The organism is Rhodococcus sp. 05-339-2 (assembly GCF_002258965.1).
Taxonomy (GTDB): Bacteria; Actinomycetota; Actinomycetes; order Mycobacteriales; family Mycobacteriaceae; genus Rhodococcoides.
On the sequence record NZ_NOYW01000008.1, the window covers coordinates 214,441 to 233,471 of the forward strand.

A 19,031-nucleotide genomic window follows, 5' to 3' on the forward strand; every position below is an offset into this window, starting at 1 on the left:
TCAGGAAGCGTTCGTGGCGCTGACGAACTGGGCGAGCCCGCGCACCTGCTGTTCGATTTCGGTCATCCCATATGCCTCGAAGATCGACGTGAACTGTTTCTTCTCGAACATGCGGACCCCGATACGCCCCGACGCTGCACCCACCACCGACCGCACCGGAGCGGTCTCACGGCCGTAGCTCGTCATGATCGCGATTCGACCACCCGGCCGGAGCACACGGACCAATTCGTCGACCACGGTCAGCGGGTTCGGGATCAGGTACAGGGCGGCGAAGCAGCACACGGCGTCGAAAGTGTTGTCGGCGAACGGCAGTGACTGCGCATCACCGCGCATGTACGCGGCGTGGGGCCCGCGGTTGTCTCGAACGGCCCGGCGAATCATCTGCTCCGAGATGTCGAATCCGATGGCGATGCCGTCTCCGCTCAGGTGCTCCGACAGGTTCCTGGTGAAGTTTCCCGGTCCCGATGCCACGTCCAGCACCTTCATGTCGCCGGTCAGTCGCAGGTCCGAGGCGGCCTTGGTACGTTCGGCGGACATGGACAGGCCACCGACCCCCATCATGGCGATACCGGCGGGACGCCAGAGCTTTTCGTAGATCGAGGCAACGAGGCGGTTGTTCATCGCCTTGCTCGCGGTGGTCGGTGACGGCGCAGGCGTACCGCCGAGCAGTTCCACGTAGCCCTCGGTCGTGTCCGCGCTCGCGCGGAATTCGGGTTCGAGCAGTGCCGCCGCTCTCGCGAGCGCTCGGTCCTCGGCCGATGGTGTGCTTGCGGCCGGTGTGTCGTCCCAGTCTTCCTCGGGTTCGAGCGGGTAGGGCGGATTTCCTTTGCCCTGCAGCCGGTATCGACCCCAGAAGTCCACGTCGCCCACCGTGACGGGGGCGGTACCGCTGTCGGTGCTCAGCAGGCCCTTGCGGCTACTGGCCGCGGCCTCCATGAATTCCTGGAGTCCTTCGTGTGGCCGGACGCGTCCGTACCAACGGAAGATGCCGTCGATGGGTTGGGAGTGCCCGCGCAGATCGATCCGGACGTCGAATTCGGCCGCCGGATCGTCGAAAGTCAATGTGGCAGGACCGCGGTAGTCGGGCTTGCCGGAGAGATCACTCACGGGTTTCCTCTTCCCTCCTCGCGTACGAACGCGACATGCATGGGTTGATCGGATTCGATGCGGACGCCGACGAGCGCACACGAGGATTCGACGATCCCCCGCACGATGGCTGCCAGATGGGCGGTGAAAGCTTCTATCGGTATGACGAGCTCGTGGTCGTCCGAACTGCCGAGCCACCAGTCCGTGGCGGTGGCCACCGCGCCGAATGCAGAATAGGAAACCATCTCGACCGTCGAATTGTCCACTGCTGGTCCGTGAATGGCACCGGCGAGCATCTGAGCAACCGTGTCGGATGCGGCACGCGCAGAGGCCAGCGCTGGGTCCGTTGCGGAGTCGGTCGTGGTCTGCCGGCCACTCGTGCGGGCCAGGAAGTGGCCGTGGACGAGAAATCGGAAGAGGTTGGGATGTTCCGACACGACTGCCGCGTATCCGGCGGCGCTGCGATCGATGAGGTCGGTCACCGAATCCTCGAACAGGTTGACCGTGCCGACTATCCGATCCCACAGCATCTGTTGCACGTGCTCGACGATGGCCGAGTACAGATCGGACCGGTCGGCGAAGTGTCGATAGAGCTTGGGTTTGGCGGTACCGGCCGCTTTCGCGATATCGCCCATGCTGACACTCGGGCCGTGCACGTCGATCGCAACCAGTGCCGCCGCGACGAACTTCCGTCGCACCTCGAGGCGGTGTTCGCGCCAGCGTTCGGTGCGAGCATCGATCTTCTTGCACGGGGTCGAGTGCCGCCCATCCTCGGGGTTGACACGTCCGGTGAGTTGAACCACACTCGACACAGTACCTACTACCGCCGGTACTGGCTACCGCGAGTTCGGGGTAGTCGGAAGGGCCGGGGGGCCCGTCGATCACAAGGGGGATCGGTTGTGAAGCGTGCAATTGTCGATGAGCGAGTCGGTGGCGGGGATGCCGGATCGTCTCCGGGTCGGCTGATGACCGAGGACCAGTCGACCTCGCGTGCGAAGACAGTCGGACCGAGAGACAAAACGGCGCGAAGACTGCTGAAGTCGACTGCGAACAAGTTCTACGACGGCGAGGCCGACATCGATTGGGATGCTCCGATGGTCGACGGTATGCGCTGGATGCCCGAGCACCGAATCTCGCTGTACCGAACCAAGTTGTGGGACAAACTGACCGAAGAACAGCGTCGCGAACTGGGCCGCCACGAGATCGTCAGCATTCTGTCCTTCGGCATCTACGCCGAAGGCATGCTCAGCGCGAACTTGCTCCGGGTGTTCGGCAGAGGCACCTTCTCCGATCACTCGATGTATTCGATAGCCGAGATCGGCGAGGAATCTCGACACTCCATCATGTTCGGAAAGCTGATCGAAAAGACCGGGCTCACCCCGTACCTGATGCCCAAGCCCGCAGTGTTCCTCGGGAAGATCGGGCAGTTTCTGGCGCTCGGACCCGCCACCTACGGCGGAGTGTTGCTCATCGAGGAGGTTCTCGACCGGGCGCAGCGCGAGGCGCAGTACGACCCCGAGATGCAGCCGCACCTGCGCCAGATGATGCGAATCCACGTCATCGAGGAGTCGCGCCACATCACCTACGCGCGCGAGGAAATGGTGCGCGCGATGGCCGCGACGAATCGCGTGAACCGTGCCATCCATCGCGTGATCCTCGCGTCGATCGCCAACTTCACGTACCTGGCCCTCATCAACCCGAAGGTGTACCGATCGATCGGCATCAACCCGATCCGCGGAATCGTCACGGCCATGGCGAGTCCCACCTACAAGACCAACATGCAGTTCTTCTCCGAACCCATGATCCGCTTCTTCGCCGACGCCGGTATGTGCGACGGTGTCGTGACCCGTCGTCTGTGGAAGATGACCCGGGCGATGCCGGACGATCTGGCATGAGCCCGCGTTCGTCGGCGGTCGAATACGATCCGCACGTCGACATCGATTGGGAATCTCCCTGGCAGCCGGACGAATTTGCGCTTCCCCGTGAATCGATCACGTTGCACGGAACTCGTTCGTGGGCCAAGTTGACCGAGCAGGACCGGCGCACGCTCGCCTTGCACGAGGCAGTGAGCAGGTGGAGCACCGTGTCCTATCTGTCCGCGATGCTGACCGGCAATCAGCTCCGGCGGGCGGCGGAGGAGGGGCTCAACAGCCCGGCGTCCCGCAATGCACTCGCAGAGGTCGCAGGTAGCTCGCGGACCACGATCACCTTCGGACGGCTCGTTCGCGCCTCGGAAGTCCCGCCGTACAGGCTTCCCAAGGGGACGACGACGGCAGTCAAACTGCTGAGTTTCCTGCCCCTCGGTGCGGCGTCCCATGCGTCGACCCTGCTGGTCGAGGAGACCTTCTCCCGATCGATGCAGGGTGCGGTGACAGAACCAGGAATCGAACCCCATGTTCGGCAGGCGGTGAAGATCCATCGACTCGAAAGCGCCGATCGCTTCGCATTCGCCCGATCGGAAGTGGCTGCCGCGCTGGAGAAGTCGAACAGACTCTCTCGCGCGTTCAACCGATTGCTGCTTGCTTTACTCGCCAACGTGATCCTTCGTCTCGGCGTCTCGCCCCAGGTGTATCGATCCGTCGGCATGTCCCCGGTCCGGGGCATGGTCGCCTCGCGGCGTCGACGGGCGGCGATCAGGCGTCGGGACGCATCGAACACCGTCGCCTTTCTCGATTCGGCCGGGATGCTCGAGGGGACGATCACCGCTGTGTTGTGGAAGATGACCGGCGTCGTGCCCTCGGAGGATCGGCGATGACGGTCCATCACACCGGGGTTCTGGTCATCGGCAGTGGCTTCTCCGGGTTGGGGATGGCGATCTCGCTCCGCACCCGCGGTCGCGACGACTTCCTCGTTCTGGAGAAGGCACAGTCCGTCGGGGGCACCTGGCGAGACAACACCTATCCGGGTTGCGCGTGCGACGTCCCCTCGCACATGTATTCGTACTCGTTCGAGCCCAACCCCGAGTGGTCGCAGATGTGGTCTGCCCAACCGGAGATCCTGAGCTATCTACAACAGCTCTCGGTCAAGTATCGCCTGGACGACAACATTCGGTTCGGTGTCGAGTGCGACGGTGGCTTCTGGGACGAGAACGAGCATCGATGGCACATCACGACGACGAACGGTGACGAATACGTCGCTCAGTTCATCGTCTCCGGCATCGGAGCGCTGCACGTTCCCAACACTCCGGAGCTGCCGGGCATCGAGTCGTTCACGGGCACGGCCTTTCACTCGGCGCGGTGGGATCACGAGGTGGATCTGACCGGCAGGAAAGTGGCGGTCATCGGAACCGGTGCGAGCGCTGTGCAGTTCGTCCCGCAGATCGCAGAGACCGTCGGCGAACTGCACCTGTATCAACGATCTCCCGCGTGGGTACTCCCGAGGCGGAATTTCGACATCCCGACCGGTCTCCGACGGCTCTTTCGTCGATCGGCGCTGGCGCGCAAGGTGTTCCGAAATTCGATCTACTGGTCTGCGGAGTCTCTCGCGATAGGCCTCAACGGGCATTCCAATCTCCTGCGTCCGGTCGAGGCAGCTGCACGCAGGTTCATCGAGCGAGAGGTATCGGATCCGGAGCTGCGCAAGAAATTGACCCCGAACTATCGCATCGGGTGCAAGCGATTGCTCGGATCCAACACGTATTACCGGGCGTTGACTCGGCCCGACACGGACGTGATCACCGACTCGATCGCGGAGGTACGCGAACGGTCGATCGTCGCCGCAGACGGGACCGAACGCGAGGTGGACGTCATCATCTACGCCACCGGTTTTCATGTCACCGACGGGTTCGACGGTCTGAACGTGGCCGGTATCGGTGGCCGGAAGCTGGTGCAGCACTGGCAAGAACACGGAATCGAGACTCATCTGGGAATCGTGGCCGCGGGATACCCCAACGCATTCTTCCTGCTCGGTCCCAACACCGGGCTCGGGCACAACTCCGTGGTGTTCATGATCGAACAACAGATCCGGTACGCCCTGTCGGTGATGGACTTCGTCCGGTCCAGTGCCGCCGACGCGGTGACGGTTCGACAGCAGACACAGGATCGCTTCAACGCCGAGATCCAGGCGAAGCTGAACAAGGGCGTATGGAGCACGGGCGGCTGCACCAGTTGGTACCTCGATTCGCACGGTGCCAACCGGACGGTGTGGCCCGGATTCACCTGGCAGTACTGGCTTCGCACAAGGAAATTCGATCCGGCACAGTACGAATTCCTGCTCCCGACCGGAGCAGGAACCGACAGCGAGAATGTGGAAGAAGTGCGTATATGAAGAATTTCGAGAACAAGGTCGCCGTCGTGTCCGGTGCCGGTTCGGGGATCGGTCGCGCCCTCGCGCTCGATCTGGCCGAGCGTGGAGCGCAGCTTGCGCTGTCCGATATCGACGGCGAAGGACTCGGCGAAACCCTCGTTGTGTGCGAGAAGGTCGGAGCCCGCACGGTGACGTACGAGCTGGACGTGTCGGACCGGTCCGCCGTCCACACGCACGCGGATGCAGTGCTGAGCGAATTCGGACGCGTCAATTTCGTCGCCAACAATGCCGGCGTCGCGTTGGGTGCCGATGTGGTCGACATGACCTGGGACGATTTCGAGTGGGTCATGAACATCGACTTCTGGGGAGTTGCCAACGGTACCAAGGCATTTCTGCCTGCCCTGATCGAGTCGGGTGAGGGTCACCTCGTCAACGTCTCCAGCGTGTTCGGCCTGATGGGCATCCCAGGTCAGAGTGCCTACAATTCCGCGAAGTTCGCCGTTCGGGGATTCACCGAGGCACTGCGTCAGGAAATGAAGATCGCTCGACACCCTGTCGGAGTGACGTGCGTGCATCCGGGCGGCATCAAGACCAACATCGTGGCCAACGCCCGCGGAATGGACGACCTCGGCACACCCGACGAAGCCTCGCGTCGATTCCAACAGATCGCGCTGACCACACCGACGAGGGCGGCCAAGGTGATCCTCGCGGGAGTGGAGAAGAACAAGCCGCGCGTTCTGATCGGCCCCGACGCCCGCGCTTTCGATCTGATTCCGCGACTCGTGGGTCCGCGCTATCAGGATATTCTGGCCCCGCTCGGTCGGCTCGGCCGGTCGGCGGGAAACAAGCGCGCCGGGGTGACGAAGTAGCGGCGCAGCGTCAGCGGTTCTGCTCGCCCCGCCACCGCAACTCGGCAACACCGAGTTCGGTGACCGGGGCGTCGCCGTAGATCCATTCGCGAGCGATCCTGTGCCAGTTGGCCGTCGCCTCGAGCTGCCCCAGAACGCCGAACGTCATGAAATCGGCTCGACGGGAGAACAGGTGCTCGGCAGGAAGGTTCTGCCGCTTCATTCCGGTGAATTGTCCACCGCGTGGGTCGATCGCGAGCATCAGCCCACTCGACGCCAACGACGGTGTCACCGTCATGACCCGATCGACGAGATTCCATTCCGACGCCGCGAAGACGTACTCCAGACATTCGTCCGCGGTGACGCCGGCGGTGGCGTCGACGATACCCCGGGCGATCATCGCGGCGAGCAGGTCCTCGCCGCGTTCTTCCGACGCCATCCTCAGACAGTCGAGCTCGAACTCGACGTGCTCTCGTCGCATGCGGTTGAAGAGGCCGAAGTCGATGAACCCGACGCGACCATCGTTGCCGAGCAACATGTTTCCCGGATGCGGATCACCGCAGAATTCGTCGTACCGATACAGCGAACCGATGTAGAAGCGGTAGACGATCTCGCCGATGCGATCGCGTTCGGCGGCGGGTAGTGACCGAATTCGATCGAACGCGATGCCGTCGAAGAACTCGGTGACGAGAACTCGGCGGGTACACATGCCCTCGATCGCGTCGGGCACAGCGAGAAACGGGTGGTTGCGGAATCGATCGGCCAGGATCGATTGGGTGCGCGCCTCTTCCCGGTAGTCGAGTTCGCGTTCGAAATTCAGACGCAACTCCTCGACGAGCTCCGGCTCGGCCACCGCGGGAAGAGCGTTGCGCCAGAACTTCAGAAACAGTGCGAGGTTCTTCATGTCGGCGCGCACCGCGTCGTCGACTCCGGGGTACTGGACCTTGACGGCGACGACTCGGCTGTCGTGCAGGCGAGCACGGTAGACCTGGCCGATAGAGGCGGCGGCGATCGGATCTCGGTCGAACTCGGCGAAGAGGTTGGCGACGGAGTCGCCCAGATCCGTTTCGACGACGGCGCGCATCGCGTCGAAGTCGACTTCCGGGGCTCGGTCGCGAAGTGCGGCGAGCTTGTCCTGGAACCGTTGTCGATGGTGCTCGGGGACCAGGGCGGGATCGAGTACCGAGAACATCTGGCCCAGCTTCATCGCTGCGCCCTTCATGCTGCCGAGCACGGTCACCAGCTGATCGGCTGCCTGCATCGAGGCTTTCTCCGAGATCCGATCGCGCACCGCCTCGGACCGTCCGACCATCGACATGCGGGCTCCCGCGGTGCGGACCGCCTGGCCGGCCGCTGCGCGTCCCAGCGCGGCACCCCGTGCGGTACGCGAGGTGGGGATCGGGCGGTCGGCGGACACCTTCTACCGTTCGGTGTAGTCGCGTTCGACGCGCAGGGTCGCGAGAGTGGTTGCCAGCCCGTCGTATTGGGTGACCAGCAGGACGAATTCGATGAGCCTGCGCTCGTCGAACTGGGTGGCGAGTTCGTTCCAGGTCGCGTCGGAGAGAATCTTGGTGGCGATGAGTTCGTCGACCGCGGTCAGGATGGTCCGATACCGCGTCGACAGGCCTGGTGCGTCGGGTCCGGTCTTGATCAGCTCGAGCAGATCGCGGTCGATACCCGCGCGCTTGCCGAGCCGGATGTGATGATCCATCTCGTAGGCGGACTCTCGGATGTGAGCCACGCGCAGGATCACCATCTCGGTTTCCTTGCGGGAGATCTTGCCGCCCGGCATCAGGTGCCCGCTGTAGAACAGCCAGGCTCGGAACAGTCCGCCGGTGCGCCCGAGGGTGGTGAACAGATGAGGATTGGGCACCCCCGCACCTTTGGCGATCACCTTGCAGATGACCCAGTTGACGGGCCCGAGAGTTCTGGCGGTACCGGACGGAATGCGTGGAGTGGTCACAGCCACACCGTACCCACTGGACGGCCAGGCGTCACCGGGTCGACAAAGGATAGGCTAGCCTCTTTGTGATTCCAGACAATGCAGCCACGGAGGACCCTTGACCAAGTCTCACAACCGCATCGTGACCCTCGCTCTGGCCGTCGCCATCGGCGTGGCTGCGACGGCGTGTTCGTCCACCGAGGCCACCTCCGACGCCGACGGCGGCGCGACGCGCTCGGTCGAGACCGTCCGGGGAACGGTCGAGGTTCCCGAGAACCCGCTGCGCATCGTCACGCTCGAGCCGGTCGAACTCGACACCACCGTCGCCCTCGGCGTCGTACCCGTCGGGACCGCGGTGCTCAGCGAGGCGAGCGGCGTGCCGTCGTACCTCGGTACCGAAGCCGCGAACATCGCCACCGTCGGCACCGTTGCCGAACCGACCATCGAGGACATCGCGGCTCTGCAACCGGATCTCATCCTGGGCACGGAGACTCGGCACGCCGAGTACCACGACCAACTCGCCGCCATCGCGCCGACGGTGTTCATGGCCTCCCAATCCGATCCGTGGCGCGACAACGTCCGGTTCGTCGGACGCACTCTCGGCAAGGAGGACACTGCGGAGCAACTGCTCACCGCGTACGACGATCGGTGTGCCGAGATCGCCGAGAAACACGACACCGCTGGGAAGACGGCACAGTTGATCCGCCCCCGCGCGGGCGAACTGACCCTCTACGGGCCGACGTCGTTCGCCGGGAGCACGCTCGAGTGCGCAGGCTTCACCACCCCGCCGAGGCCGGAATGGGTCGACGAGATCTCGGTCGACCTCTCGCCCGAGCTGGCAGCTCAGGCGGCCGCGGATCTGATCGTCGTCACCGCCTCGGACCCGTCGGACCCCGCAGCGATACCGGAGTCGATCACCGCCAACGCGGCCGTACTGCCGAATCCACACGCGGTGGACCTGTCGTACTGGATCACCGGCGTCGGACCCAAGGGCGGACAGACCGTGCTCGACGACATCGATCGGATTCTCTCGGAGAATTGATCCGAGTCACATCCGGACTGCGCCCGCCAGCGCCGCAGCTTGCTCGGCCCGCTCGACCACCAGGTCGCGTGAGGAATCGATATGTGCCAGTAGCAGTTCCAGTGCCGAGTCCAAGGTCCCGGCGAGGACACGTTCGACGATGTCGATGTGTTGATCGATCGCCGAGACGACGGCTGCGGCGGTGAGTCCGCCGAGTATCCGAACCGGACGCACCTTGGCGTTCACGGTGCACAGTGCATCGGTCAGAGCAGGGTTGCCCGAGGCAGCCAACAAGGTGACGTGGAAGTTCTCGTCGAGCGAGACCAGATCGTCGGTGGTGTCGGGTGGGTCGGCCCGCAAACCGATCCAGGTGTCCAACAGGTGCGACAACGACGACCGATCGACCGGGTGCGACATCGATCGGGTGATGCCCCGGGCTTCGAGAGTCGACCGGAGCTCGTAGAGATCGGGGAGATCGCCGATCCGGGGGCGATAGGCGTGCAGGCCGGCCTCGTCGCGGGTGACGAGGCCGTCGGCCTGCAGCCGCGCCAGCGCCTCGCGCACCGGTGTGCGCGAGACACCGTACAGCTCGGCGAGACGCTCCTCGCCGAGCCGTTCGGTGGAGCTGATGGCGCCGGAGATCAGATCCCGGCGCAGTGACGAATAGACCTTCTCGCGAAGGTCCTTGCGCGGCACGATGGGTCCGGTCAGATCGCCATGGCTGCGCGGACGTCCGCCTCGGACTCGCTCCCGCCCACGCCGGTGGACGTGATGCGGCCGGCCTCGAGGATGTAGTAGTTCTGCGCCGACTCGAGGGCGAAGCCGATGTGCTGCTCCACCAACAACACTCCCAATCCTCCGCGTCGAGTGAGTTCGATGACGGTTCGTTCGATCTCGGCGACGACCGACGGCTGAATGCCCTCGGTCGGCTCGTCCAGAATCAACATCCGCGGTTCGGTGATCAGTGCTCGTGCGATCGCGAGCTGTTGGCGCTGACCACCCGAGAGCAATCCCGCTCTGCGACCGAGCAACTCCTTCAACGCCGGAAACAGATCGAGTGCCTCGTCGACGAGTGCCTTGCCACGCTTGCGACCGTCGGCGACGACCTGCAGATTCTCGGCCGTCGTCAACTGGCCGAACGACTGCTGACCCTGCGGCACATACGCGAGTCCGCGGGCGACACGGGCGCTGGGACGCAACGCGCTCACGTCCTCGCCGTCGAACATGACCTTGCCGGAGTTGACCTTGAGCAACCCCACCGCAGCCCGCAGCAGAGTGGTCTTGCCTGCGCCGTTGTGTCCCATGACCGCGGCGACACCGTCGGCCGGAACCGTCAGCGACGCACCGTGAATCACTTCGCTGCGTCCGTAGCCGGTACGCACATCCACCAGTTCAAGCATGGTCGGCTCCTTCCTCTGCGATCTGGTCGAGTTCCTCGCCCGCCGCTGCGGTGCCGAGATAGACCTCTTGGACTTTCGGATCTGCCTGTACCTCGGCCACCGTGCCCTCGGCCAGAACACGTCCGGCAGCCAACACCGTCACCGAGGTGGCGAACATACGCATGAAGTCCATGTCGTGCTCGACGACGACGACGGTCCGCTCACCACCGATGCGCTGCAGCAGTTGGCCGGTTTCCTCGCGCTCCTCGTGACTCATGCCTGCGACCGGCTCGTCGAGCAGGAGCACGTCGGCGTTCTGCACCAACAGCATTCCGATCTCGAGCCACTGCTTCTGCCCGTGCGCGAGAATTCCCGCGGGCTTGTCGCGCTCGGCCGTCAGGCCGGTGGTCTCGAGGGCCTCCTCGATCTGGGGGAGTACCGATCCTCGACGACGCAGCATCGTCAGCACGGACCGACCGGAACCGGCGGCGATATCCAGGTTCTGCAATACCGTCAGATTCTCGAAGATGCTGGCGGTCTGGAAGGTTCGGCCGATGCCGAGGCGGGCGATCTGATGCACCTTCTTGCCGAGCAGCTCGACCCCGGACTTGGTGACCGAGCCGGTGGCCGGGACGAGGCCGGTGATGGCATCGATCAGGGTGGTCTTGCCTGCACCGTTGGGCCCGATGAGGAAGCGCAGATCGCCCTGCATCAGCGTCAGGTCCACGTTGGTGTTGGCTTTGAAACCGTCGAAACTGACTGTCAGATCTCGTACTTCGAGATACTGACTCGACATTCCTGCGTTGCCGCCGAACGTGGGTTGCGGACCTTCTACATGAATCATCGCGTCAGTTCCTTCTCTGGCTCTTCGCTCGGTTCGGGAACCGGTTCGGATTCCTGCTTTCGTTTGCGCAGCGCGAACAGTCCCGCGATACCGGCGGGGAAGAACCCGACGACCACCACGAACAGCAGACCCTGCGCGTACGTCCAGCCCGACGGGAACTGCTCGGACAGTGTGGTCTGAGCCCAGGCGACGCCGAGCGCGCCGAGGACCGGGCCGAGCAGGGTGGTGCGACCGCCGATGGCGACACCGATGAGGAACGCGATGGACGGGACGATGCCGACGTCGTTGGGGGAGATGATGCCGACGATCGGAACGAACAGTGCGCCTGCGAGACCCGCGAAGAACGCCGCGGCCACGTAGGCCACGATCTTGACGTTGGCGGGGTCGTATCCGAGGAACCGCACGCGCTCCTCCTGATCCCGCACCGCGACCAGCAGCTCGCCGTAGCGCGAGTACATGAGCTGGCGGGTGATGGCGACGACCACGAGCAGCACGCCTGCGGCGATGAAGAACAGCATCTGCTTGTTCGCGGGGTCGTTGAGATTGAACCCGAAGAACGTGCGGAACCTGTTGAGGCCGTTGGAGCCGCCCGTGGTCTGCTGACCGATGAGCAGAATCGCGAACGCGGCGGCGAGTGCCTGGCTGAGGATCGCGAAGTACGCGCCCTTGACCCGACGCTTGAACACGCCGAGACCGAGTACCAGTGCCACCAGGGCCGGCAGGAACAGAATGCCCAGGATCGTGGTGATCGGTGAGGTGAACGGCACCCAGTACGAGGGCAATTCACGGATGCCTGCGATCGACATGAAGTCCGGTACGTCGTCGCCGCGGAGATCGGCGTCGGAGATCTTCAGATGCATGGCCATGATGTAGGCCCCGATGCCGAAGAAGACGCCCTGACCGAGAGTGAGCATTCCGCCTCGGCCCCAGGCCAATCCGATACCGACGGCCACGATCGCGTAACAGATGAACTTGCCCAGCAGGTTCAGCCGGAAGTCGCTGAGAACGGCCGGAGCGACGGCGAACAGCAGGATCGCGGCGAGCGCGAATCCCAGTAGGGCACCGCGCTTGGCGATGAACTCGCTCATACCAGGCTCCTTGTCTTGACGGCGAACAAGCCTTGCGGGCGGGCCTGCAGGAAGATCACGATGAGCACGAACACGATGACCTTGGCGATCGAGGCCGTGGTGCTGTACTCGATGAACGAGTTGAGAATCCCGAGGGCGAAGGCCGCGATGACCGCACCCTTGATCTGGCCGAGTCCGCCGACCACTACCACCAGGAAGGCGTCGATCAGATAGCTCTGTCCCACAGTGGAACTGGTGGAACCGATCAGGGTGAGCGCGACGCCCGCGACACCGGCGAGACCGGAGCCGAGGAAGAACGTCGAGATATCCGTCCTACGGCTCGAGATACCCGAGGTCTCCGCGAGATCACGGTTCTGCACCACCGCGCGGATGCGTCGACCCATTGCGGTCTTCTTCAGTGCCACCGACAGTGCGAGAACGGCGACGATCGCGAGCACGAGGATGAAGATTCTGGTCTTGGGAACCACGGCACCGAAAATGTCGACGCCGCCGCTGAGCCATCCCGGGGAGACGACGTTGACCGCGGGTGCTCCGAAGATGTCGCGAGCGAGCTGCTGCAGGATGAGCCCGACGCCGAACGTGACGAGCAGGGTGTCGAGTGGTCGGTGGTACATGCGCTGAATCAGCGTGACCTCCAACAAGACTCCCATCGCACCGCCGACGAGGAAGCCGACGATCAGAGAGATGAACAGTGATGCACCGCCGGTGGAGACGATCTGCTGCACCACGTAGGCCGTGTACGAACCGGCCATGATGAACTCGCCGTGCGCCATGTTGATGACGCCCATCTGACCGAATGTCAGTGACAGCCCGAGGGCGGCGAGGAGAAGAATGGATCCGATCGACAGGCCGGTGAACAACTGTCCGATCACGACGTCCATAGGGGAGCTCCTTCGGAGCATGTGAGTGGAACTTCGTAGCAGGCTACGAAGTTCCACTCACATGGGTGGTGGTCAGTTGAGGTCGGCGGCCCAGTCGTAGGTCTCCAGGAACGGGTCGGGTGCGATCGCTTCGGGTGATTCCCACACCGTGTAGATCAGTCCGTCGGGGCGGATCTCACCGATGCGGGCAGTCTTGGAGATGTGGTGGTTGTCCCCGTCGATGACGACCTCGCCCTCGGGAGCGGCGAAGCTGACGCCGTCGGCAGCAGCCTGAATGTCGGCCACGGCAAAGGAATCGGCCTTCTCGACGGTGTTCTTCCACAGGTAGACCGAGGTGTACGCGGCTTCCATGGGGTCCGAGGTCGGCTTGTCGGCACCGTACTTCGCCTTGTAGTCGGCGACGAACTTGTTGTTCTCCGGGGTGTCGACGGTCTGGTAGTAGTTCCAGGCGGTCAGCTGACCCTCGATGTTGGCCGCACCGATACCGGCGACTTCCTCTTCGGCGATGGAGACCGAGATGACCGGCATGTCAGCAGCTTTGAGGCCGGCGTTGGTGTACTCGCGGAAGAACGCGACGTTGGAATCGCCGTTGAGGGTGTTGAACACCGCGTCTGCGTCGGCGGAGCGCACCTTGTTGACGATGGTGGAGAAGTCCGTCGAACCGAGCGGGGTGTAGTCCTCACCCTTGATCTCGATACCGTTCGCGGCAGCGTATGCCTTGATCTCGCGGTTGGCGGTCTGCGGGAAGACGTAGTCGCTGCCCACCAGGTAGAGGGACTTGACGCCCTTCTCCTTCAGGTAGTCCAGCGCCGGGATGATCTGCTGGTTGGTGGTGGCACCGGTGTAGAAGATGTTCTTCGACGCCTCGAGTCCCTCGTACTGCACCGGGTAGTAGAGGAGAGCGTCGTTGTCCTCGAACACGGGCAGCATGGCCTTGCGGCTCGACGAGGTCCAGCCGCCGAATACCGCTGCGACACAGTCGCTGCTGATCAGCTTCTCGGCCTTCTCGGCGAACACCGTCGGCTCGGATGCGCCGTCCTCGGCCACGATCTCGATCTGCTTGCCGTTGACTCCGCCGGCCGCGTTGATCTGTTCGACGGCCAGTGCGATCGAATCGCGAACAGTCACTTCGCTGATCGCCATGGTGCCGGACAGGGAGTTGAGCGAGCCGACCTTGATGGTGTCACCGGAGGTGTCGACACACGAGGTGGCAGAACCGCCGCCGCCGTCGGCAGAGGTGGTGTCGCTGGCCTTGCTCCCGCATGCGGTGGCGACCAGGCTCAATGCAGCCAGCGCTGCGGGAACGACCATGACGCGCTTGACGGACATGCGCTTCGAGACAGCAGGCATCTACGGCCCTTTCGGAAGTTTTGTATACGGAGTTGTATTCGCGATTGCGAACAGTAAAGGCCGCGTATTGCGTTGGTATTTTCTGCGGTGACGAGTCTGTTTCCCGCGTTACGCAGACGTAAATGCCTTCAAATGACAAGCAGGCTTGACAAAAAATGACAAGCAGGCTTGACTTTCACGTATGTCCGGAACGAACAACGTTCGCGCACATCGCAAACAGGCACGCATCACCCAAGCCGAACTCGGCAGCATCTGCGGCGTGAGCCGTCAGAGCATCGTCTCCGTCGAAGGTGGCGACTATGCGCCGAGCGTCTACCTGGCGCTGCGATTGGCCCGCGCACTCGATACGACAGTGGAGACACTGTTCGGAGACGAAGGAGAGGAAGAATCATGAGCGCATTCGTCAGAGCCGCTCGATTCGTCGGCGACCTCGACGACGAGTTCTACACCGACGAACTCCAACGCGACGCCTGGAACGAGGCCTCGGCCGTCGGATTCCAGTCGCTGCTGTGGATCGGACTCGTCGCCGCGGCGATCCTGCCCTACGCGGCGGGAGTCACCGGGGCGTGGATTGCGATCGGGATCATCGTCGCGCTCGTCACTGTCGCCTTCGTGGTCATCGGGTATGCCCGGGCTAGGGGGGTCGACATGTACACGGTGCAGAAGCTTCGGCGGCCGCGGATGGCGATCGTCGGCGTTCTGTATCTCTTGGGCTTCGGTGGTGTGCTGGTGCGATTGCTCGTTCAGGGCGGTGACGTCGGTGTGTCGACCTGGATCGGCGTGGCCGCCGGAGCGGCTCTGGGAGCAACGGCCGCTGCGCTCGGTGTCAAAGGACACCAGCGTCGGAAGCACAACGCCGAGCTCGCCGCCGAGAAGGCCGAACTGCTCGGCTTCGAGGAAACGGACAGACCTCACTAGCCGGACGGCGCGTACGCGGATTACAGGGTGCAAAGATACGTAAAGATATCGGTTCGATCAGTCCGCTCGCAGATCCGCGGTCCGGGGGGTATGTTCTGACCGGTGACATCGAGATTCCCTGGATGTGCGCGGCTGTGGGTGGGCTGGTCGGAGGCGGGTTCGTAACGCGGACGGTTCGGCCCTCGATGTAAAGAGAGGCTCGGGGCGAGGCCGATGACGGCGTGTGAAACCAATCCGTCTTCAACCGCGCCACGAACTACCGTTGAGACCACGTCGGGCGTTCACCTCAGGGTGGAGTACACAAACAGGGAAGTCGAGGCCGTGCGCAGAGACAAGAGTTACCTCAGACTCGTCGGATCGAGCACGCCGGAGCCCACCATCGAGGTTGTCGGTGGACCGAAGGCCATCACCGTTCACGTCGAGAACGTTCTGCCGGGTCAGATGTGCGAAGTTCTTCACAACGGGATGCTGTCGCTGAGCCAGCGCGTGATCGTGGGCGAGAATGCCACCGGCATCACCATCACCACGTTCAACCTCAAGCAGGGTGAATACAACGTCTCCCTGCGTCTCGACGGACGCCTGGATTGCGTGACCGAAGCGCACACCGTCACCGTCGGCGAGCAGCTCGAGGTTCGTCGTAGCTCGTAGGACCCGACTGTCAGCCGAGATTCTTCGCCGAAGGCTGGTGTTGGGTGATGCAGTGGATCCCACCGCCTCGCTCGAACAGTGGTCTCGCGTCCACGGTCACCACGTCCCGGGCCGGGTACGCCTCGCGCAGGATCGCTGCCGCGTCGGCGTCGGACGGGTCGTCGTAACTGCAGGCGATCACGCCGCCGTTGACCACCAGATGATTGATGTAGCTGTAGTCGACGAAGCCGTCGGCATCACGCAGTGTCCGCGGAGCCGGCACCTCCACGATGTTCCAATCCTCACCCGAGCCGTCGTGGGTGGCACGCAAGGCGTCGACGATCAGTGAACTGACCTCGTAGTCGGGGTGAGCCCTGTCGTGTTGCCGATGCACCAGCACCGTTCCCGGCGACGGGACGGCCGCGACGATGTCGACATGCCCGCGAGTACCGAAACGCATGGAATCGCGCGTCAGTCCGCGCGGCAGCCAGATGACGTGCCGCGCACCGATGGTTCGTGCGAGTTCCGCTTCGACGTCGGCTTTCGACAGTCCGGGGTTGCGGCTCGGATCGAGTTGCACGGTTTCGGTCACCAGCACCGTGCCAACGCCGTCGACCGCGATGCCGCCGCCCTCGTTGACCATCGGCGACGTGATTCGCTGTACTGCAGCCTGATTCGCCACGAACTCGCCGATACGGCTGTCCTTGTCCCACTGCGCCCAGTCCTGTGCACCCCAGCCGTTGAAGACCCAGTCGACGGCGGCGACCGAACCGTCCTGTGCATGAACGAATGTCGGACCGATATCGCGCATCCAGGCGTCGTTCAACGGTGCTTCGACGATGTCGATGTCACGCGAGAGGTACGTCGATGCGACGGCGCGTTCGGCCGGATCGACGACGACGGTCACCGGCTCGAATTCGGCAACGGCGTGGGCGACGGCAGCCCATGTGGAGCGGGCCTCGTGCTTGGCCTCCGGGTCGTCGCCGAGTGAGTATCCCTCGCAGGGGAACGCCATCCACACCTTGTCCTGCGGCGCGGTCTCCGACGGCATCGTGAACGTCGTTGCGGCGGTGTTCATTTGATCACCGGCGTCGCGGCGTGTCCGTCACCGTACGGTGCGTCGGCGTTCACCGGCTCGGTGAGGCGGCCGTACGTGTCGGGTCTGCGTGTCAGGAGGAAGGGGAACAGCTCCAACCATTCTCGACGCTGATCGAGGTCGAGATCCGCGACGAGGACGGCCGATTCGTCGCGGGGTGCCTGAACCAGGATGCGGCCGTAGGGATCGGAGATGAACGACGAACCGTAGAAGGTGATCTCGCCTTCGTCGCCGCAGCGGTTGGGTACCACCATGAACAGGCCGTTCGAGATGCCGTGGCCGACGATGACGTGTTGCCACAGCGGTTGGGTGTCGAAGGCCGGGAACGAGGGCTCGGACCCGATGGCCGTCGGATACGCGAGAATCTCCGCGCCGCCGAGTGCGTAACTGCGAGCGACCTCGGGGAACCACTCGTCCCAGCAGGTGGGCAGGCCCACTCTGGCACCGCCGAGTTCCGCCGGGGAGTACACGGGATACGGGTCCTCGGCCGGACCGGCGCGGAAGTAGGTGTCCTCGTAGTACCCGGCCGAGATGGGGATGTGCAGCTTTCTGGTTCGCGCCAGCAGTTCGCCCGTCGGTGAGACCATGATGGCGGAATTGAAGCCCAATCCGTCCGCTGCTTCGGACTTCTCGTACAGCGAAGCATGGACCACGATGCCGTTCGCGGCGGCGGCCTCGGCAGCGAGTGTGAACGTGGGCCCGGTCAGCAGATCCTCGGCTTCTTTGCCCGGGTTGGCTCCGGCACGGGTGTCGGCAGGGTAGCGCAGCAGGGTGATCTCGGGCAGGAAGACGACCTTCGCCCCGAGGTTCGCGGCGGCGGAGATGGCCTCGAGCAATTCGGCTTTCAACGCCGCGGCATCGGGGTTCCAGCGATGCTGAACCAACCCCAGGCGGAGCGGTGCCCGATCGGTCGGGGTGGTGCGGGTCAGGGCCTCGGGCGCGGTGAGTGCGGTGATCGTCAGCATGGGACCTCCGATAAAACGAATGTGATTCGTTAAGTATTGTCGACTGCGATCGGAACCGCAAGAGGAAGAAGGGTGCGCACCGTGGGGAGACCGTCCGTGTCACTGTTGGACACCGAACGAATCACCACTGCAGCCCTCGCGCTGGTGGCCGATACCGGTGGCTTCACCATCCCGCTCCTCGCCAAGAAACTCGGCGTCAGCCCGTCGTCGCTGTACAACCATGTGTCGGGACGCGAAGAGATAGTCGAGTTGTTGCGCGAACGCGCGATGTCCGAGGTCGCGCTACCGGGACACGGGCTCGATTGGCGTGAGACCGTCGCGCAGATCGCCCGCGCGTACCGCGACAGCTACGCCCGCTATCCACGTCTCATTCCGTTGCTCACCGAGCATGCCGTCAACAGTGCTCACGCCTTCGGCATGTACAACGCGCTGGCAGATGCCCTCACAGCGGCGGAATTCGGACCCGCCGACGTGCTGAACATCATCACGGTTCTCGACAGCTTCGTCCTCGGCTCGGCACTCGACCTGGCGGCACCGGAGGCCCCGTGGCGACCGAGTGTCGAAGTCGGTCACGCACTGCGCGCAGCCCTCGACACCGCGTCCTCCAAGTCCTCCCGCTCCGACGAGGCCTTCGAGTACGGACTCCGCGCGCTGCTGGCCGGATTCGATCCGGTGCCCGCGAACATGCTCGACGGCTGATCGCCGGAAGCGACATCGTGGCCCCGGGCATCGGTGAAGTCC

21 protein-coding genes are annotated in these 19,031 nt (G+C 63.9%); 9 read left to right on the plus strand and 12 right to left on the minus strand.

Features of this window, described 5'->3' with window-relative positions:
• Positions 1 to 1,107 (minus strand): DUF4873 domain-containing protein, encoded by a 1,107-nt coding sequence (locus CH273_RS07275; protein ID WP_179275432.1) that lies wholly within the window; start codon positions 1,105 to 1,107, stop codon positions 1 to 3.
• Positions 1,104 to 1,889, minus strand: coding sequence for a TetR/AcrR family transcriptional regulator (locus CH273_RS07280; RefSeq protein ID WP_052049239.1), 786 nt, complete (start codon positions 1,887 to 1,889; stop codon positions 1,104 to 1,106). The genes CH273_RS07275 and CH273_RS07280 overlap by 4 nt, the downstream gene beginning before the upstream one ends.
• 162 nt (positions 1,890 to 2,051) lie before the next feature.
• Here CH273_RS07280 and CH273_RS07285 point away from each other — a divergent pair, with 162 nt between their 5' ends.
• Genes CH273_RS07285 through CH273_RS07300 form a run of 4 tightly spaced genes read left to right on the plus strand, consistent with a single transcriptional unit; the run spans position 2,052 to position 6,200 of the window.
• Positions 2,052 to 2,981 (plus strand): AurF N-oxygenase family protein, encoded by a 930-nt coding sequence (locus CH273_RS07285; protein WP_032394148.1) that lies wholly within the window; start codon positions 2,052 to 2,054, stop codon positions 2,979 to 2,981.
• Complete coding sequence (locus tag CH273_RS07290; protein WP_032393815.1) at positions 2,978 to 3,841, plus strand: diiron oxygenase; 864 nt, start codon at positions 2,978 to 2,980, stop codon at positions 3,839 to 3,841. The genes CH273_RS07285 and CH273_RS07290 overlap by 4 nt, the downstream gene beginning before the upstream one ends.
• Entirely contained in the window at positions 3,838 to 5,352 is a 1,515-nt protein-coding gene (locus CH273_RS07295) for a flavin-containing monooxygenase (protein ID WP_052049281.1), read from the plus strand. The genes CH273_RS07290 and CH273_RS07295 overlap by 4 nt, the downstream gene beginning before the upstream one ends.
• Positions 5,349 to 6,200 carry an SDR family NAD(P)-dependent oxidoreductase gene (locus CH273_RS07300; protein WP_032393816.1) on the plus strand — a complete coding sequence of 284 codons (852 nt, stop codon included), beginning with the start codon at positions 5,349 to 5,351 and terminating at the stop codon, positions 6,198 to 6,200. The genes CH273_RS07295 and CH273_RS07300 overlap by 4 nt, the downstream gene beginning before the upstream one ends.
• Before the next feature lie 10 nt (positions 6,201 to 6,210).
• Here the strand turns inward: CH273_RS07300 and CH273_RS07305 are convergent, their stop codons facing one another.
• Together CH273_RS07305 and CH273_RS07310 are read right to left on the minus strand one after the other, a co-directional pair.
• Entirely contained in the window at positions 6,211 to 7,596 is a 1,386-nt protein-coding gene (locus tag CH273_RS07305; protein ID WP_032393817.1) for an ABC1 kinase family protein, read from the minus strand.
• Positions 7,597 to 7,599: 3 nt separating this feature from the next.
• Positions 7,600 to 8,148, minus strand: coding sequence for a carboxymuconolactone decarboxylase family protein (locus CH273_RS07310; RefSeq protein WP_032393818.1), 549 nt, complete (start codon positions 8,146 to 8,148; stop codon positions 7,600 to 7,602).
• A gap of 91 nt (positions 8,149 to 8,239) precedes the next feature.
• Here CH273_RS07310 and CH273_RS07315 point away from each other — a divergent pair, with 91 nt between their 5' ends.
• Positions 8,240 to 9,163 carry an ABC transporter substrate-binding protein gene (locus tag CH273_RS07315; RefSeq protein WP_032393819.1) on the plus strand — a complete coding sequence of 308 codons (924 nt, stop codon included), beginning with the start codon at positions 8,240 to 8,242 and terminating at the stop codon, positions 9,161 to 9,163.
• A 6-nt stretch (positions 9,164 to 9,169) separates the two neighbouring features.
• On the opposite strand, the gene CH273_RS07320 is transcribed toward CH273_RS07315, so the two are convergent.
• The 6 genes from CH273_RS07320 to urtA all read right to left on the minus strand — a co-directional run bounded on the left by CH273_RS07320 (position 9,170) and on the right by urtA (position 14,684).
• The gene (locus tag CH273_RS07320) at positions 9,170 to 9,838 is read right to left on the minus strand and encodes a GntR family transcriptional regulator (RefSeq protein ID WP_032393820.1); all 669 of its coding nucleotides are present in this window, start codon (positions 9,836 to 9,838) and stop codon (positions 9,170 to 9,172) included.
• An 11-nt stretch (positions 9,839 to 9,849) separates the two neighbouring features.
• Complete coding sequence (urtE, locus tag CH273_RS07325) at positions 9,850 to 10,542, minus strand: urea ABC transporter ATP-binding subunit UrtE (RefSeq protein ID WP_032393821.1); 693 nt, start codon at positions 10,540 to 10,542, stop codon at positions 9,850 to 9,852.
• Positions 10,535 to 11,365 carry an urea ABC transporter ATP-binding protein UrtD gene (gene urtD, locus CH273_RS07330; RefSeq protein WP_032393822.1) on the minus strand — a complete coding sequence of 277 codons (831 nt, stop codon included), beginning with the start codon at positions 11,363 to 11,365 and terminating at the stop codon, positions 10,535 to 10,537. Before urtD ends, urtE begins: the two co-directional genes overlap by 8 nt.
• A complete protein-coding gene (gene urtC, locus CH273_RS07335) occupies positions 11,362 to 12,453 on the minus strand; it encodes an urea ABC transporter permease subunit UrtC (RefSeq protein ID WP_032393823.1) in 1,092 nt (363 codons plus the stop codon). The genes urtD and urtC overlap by 4 nt, the downstream gene beginning before the upstream one ends.
• Complete coding sequence (gene urtB / locus CH273_RS07340) at positions 12,450 to 13,334, minus strand: urea ABC transporter permease subunit UrtB (RefSeq protein WP_032393824.1); 885 nt, start codon at positions 13,332 to 13,334, stop codon at positions 12,450 to 12,452. The genes urtC and urtB overlap by 4 nt, the downstream gene beginning before the upstream one ends.
• 72 nt (positions 13,335 to 13,406) lie before the next feature.
• Complete coding sequence (gene urtA / locus CH273_RS07345) at positions 13,407 to 14,684, minus strand: urea ABC transporter substrate-binding protein (RefSeq protein ID WP_032393825.1); 1,278 nt, start codon at positions 14,682 to 14,684, stop codon at positions 13,407 to 13,409.
• 181 nt (positions 14,685 to 14,865) lie between these two features.
• Here urtA and CH273_RS07350 point away from each other — a divergent pair, with 181 nt between their 5' ends.
• From CH273_RS07350 to CH273_RS07360, 3 genes are all read left to right on the plus strand, one after another.
• Positions 14,866 to 15,078 carry a helix-turn-helix transcriptional regulator gene (locus CH273_RS07350; RefSeq protein WP_032393826.1) on the plus strand — a complete coding sequence of 71 codons (213 nt, stop codon included), beginning with the start codon at positions 14,866 to 14,868 and terminating at the stop codon, positions 15,076 to 15,078.
• The gene (locus CH273_RS07355) at positions 15,075 to 15,602 is read left to right on the plus strand and encodes a hypothetical protein (protein ID WP_032393827.1); all 528 of its coding nucleotides are present in this window, start codon (positions 15,075 to 15,077) and stop codon (positions 15,600 to 15,602) included. Before CH273_RS07350 ends, CH273_RS07355 begins: the two co-directional genes overlap by 4 nt.
• A 321-nt stretch (positions 15,603 to 15,923) precedes the next feature.
• A complete protein-coding gene (locus CH273_RS07360; protein WP_045200962.1) occupies positions 15,924 to 16,250 on the plus strand; it encodes a hypothetical protein in 327 nt (108 codons plus the stop codon).
• 10 nt (positions 16,251 to 16,260) lie between these two features.
• On the opposite strand, the gene CH273_RS07365 is transcribed toward CH273_RS07360, so the two are convergent.
• The gene (locus tag CH273_RS07365) at positions 16,261 to 17,307 is read right to left on the minus strand and encodes an agmatine deiminase family protein (protein WP_032393828.1); all 1,047 of its coding nucleotides are present in this window, start codon (positions 17,305 to 17,307) and stop codon (positions 16,261 to 16,263) included.
• Positions 17,304 to 18,290, minus strand: coding sequence for a nitrilase-related carbon-nitrogen hydrolase (locus CH273_RS07370; protein WP_032393829.1), 987 nt, complete (start codon positions 18,288 to 18,290; stop codon positions 17,304 to 17,306). Before CH273_RS07370 ends, CH273_RS07365 begins: the two co-directional genes overlap by 4 nt.
• Before the next feature lie 81 nt (positions 18,291 to 18,371).
• Between CH273_RS07370 and CH273_RS07375 the strand changes: the two genes are divergently transcribed.
• A complete protein-coding gene (locus CH273_RS07375) occupies positions 18,372 to 18,989 on the plus strand; it encodes a TetR/AcrR family transcriptional regulator (protein WP_032394150.1) in 618 nt (205 codons plus the stop codon).
• Positions 18,990 to 19,031 lie beyond the last annotated feature (42 nt).

Coding starts and splice junctions, on each gene's coding strand:
- CH273_RS07285 (WP_032394148.1), top strand. CDS start 2,052: ATGACCGAGGACCAGTCGACCTCGCGTGCGAAGACAGTCGGACCGAGA.
- CH273_RS07290 (WP_032393815.1), top strand. CDS start 2,978: ATGAGCCCGCGTTCGTCGGCGGTCGAATACGATCCGCACGTCGACATC.
- CH273_RS07295 (WP_052049281.1), top strand. CDS start 3,838: ATGACGGTCCATCACACCGGGGTTCTGGTCATCGGCAGTGGCTTCTCC.
- CH273_RS07300 (WP_032393816.1), top strand. CDS start 5,349: ATGAAGAATTTCGAGAACAAGGTCGCCGTCGTGTCCGGTGCCGGTTCG.
- urtE (WP_032393821.1), bottom strand. CDS start 10,542: ATGCTTGAACTGGTGGATGTGCGTACCGGCTACGGACGCAGCGAAGTG.
- urtD (WP_032393822.1), bottom strand. CDS start 11,365: ATGATTCATGTAGAAGGTCCGCAACCCACGTTCGGCGGCAACGCAGGA.
- urtC (WP_032393823.1), bottom strand. CDS start 12,453: ATGAGCGAGTTCATCGCCAAGCGCGGTGCCCTACTGGGATTCGCGCTC.
- urtB (WP_032393824.1), bottom strand. CDS start 13,334: ATGGACGTCGTGATCGGACAGTTGTTCACCGGCCTGTCGATCGGATCC.
- urtA (WP_032393825.1), bottom strand. CDS start 14,684: ATGCCTGCTGTCTCGAAGCGCATGTCCGTCAAGCGCGTCATGGTCGTT.
- CH273_RS07350 (WP_032393826.1), top strand. CDS start 14,866: ATGTCCGGAACGAACAACGTTCGCGCACATCGCAAACAGGCACGCATC.
- CH273_RS07355 (WP_032393827.1), top strand. CDS start 15,075: ATGAGCGCATTCGTCAGAGCCGCTCGATTCGTCGGCGACCTCGACGAC.
- CH273_RS07365 (WP_032393828.1), bottom strand. CDS start 17,307: ATGAACACCGCCGCAACGACGTTCACGATGCCGTCGGAGACCGCGCCG.
- CH273_RS07370 (WP_032393829.1), bottom strand. CDS start 18,290: ATGCTGACGATCACCGCACTCACCGCGCCCGAGGCCCTGACCCGCACC.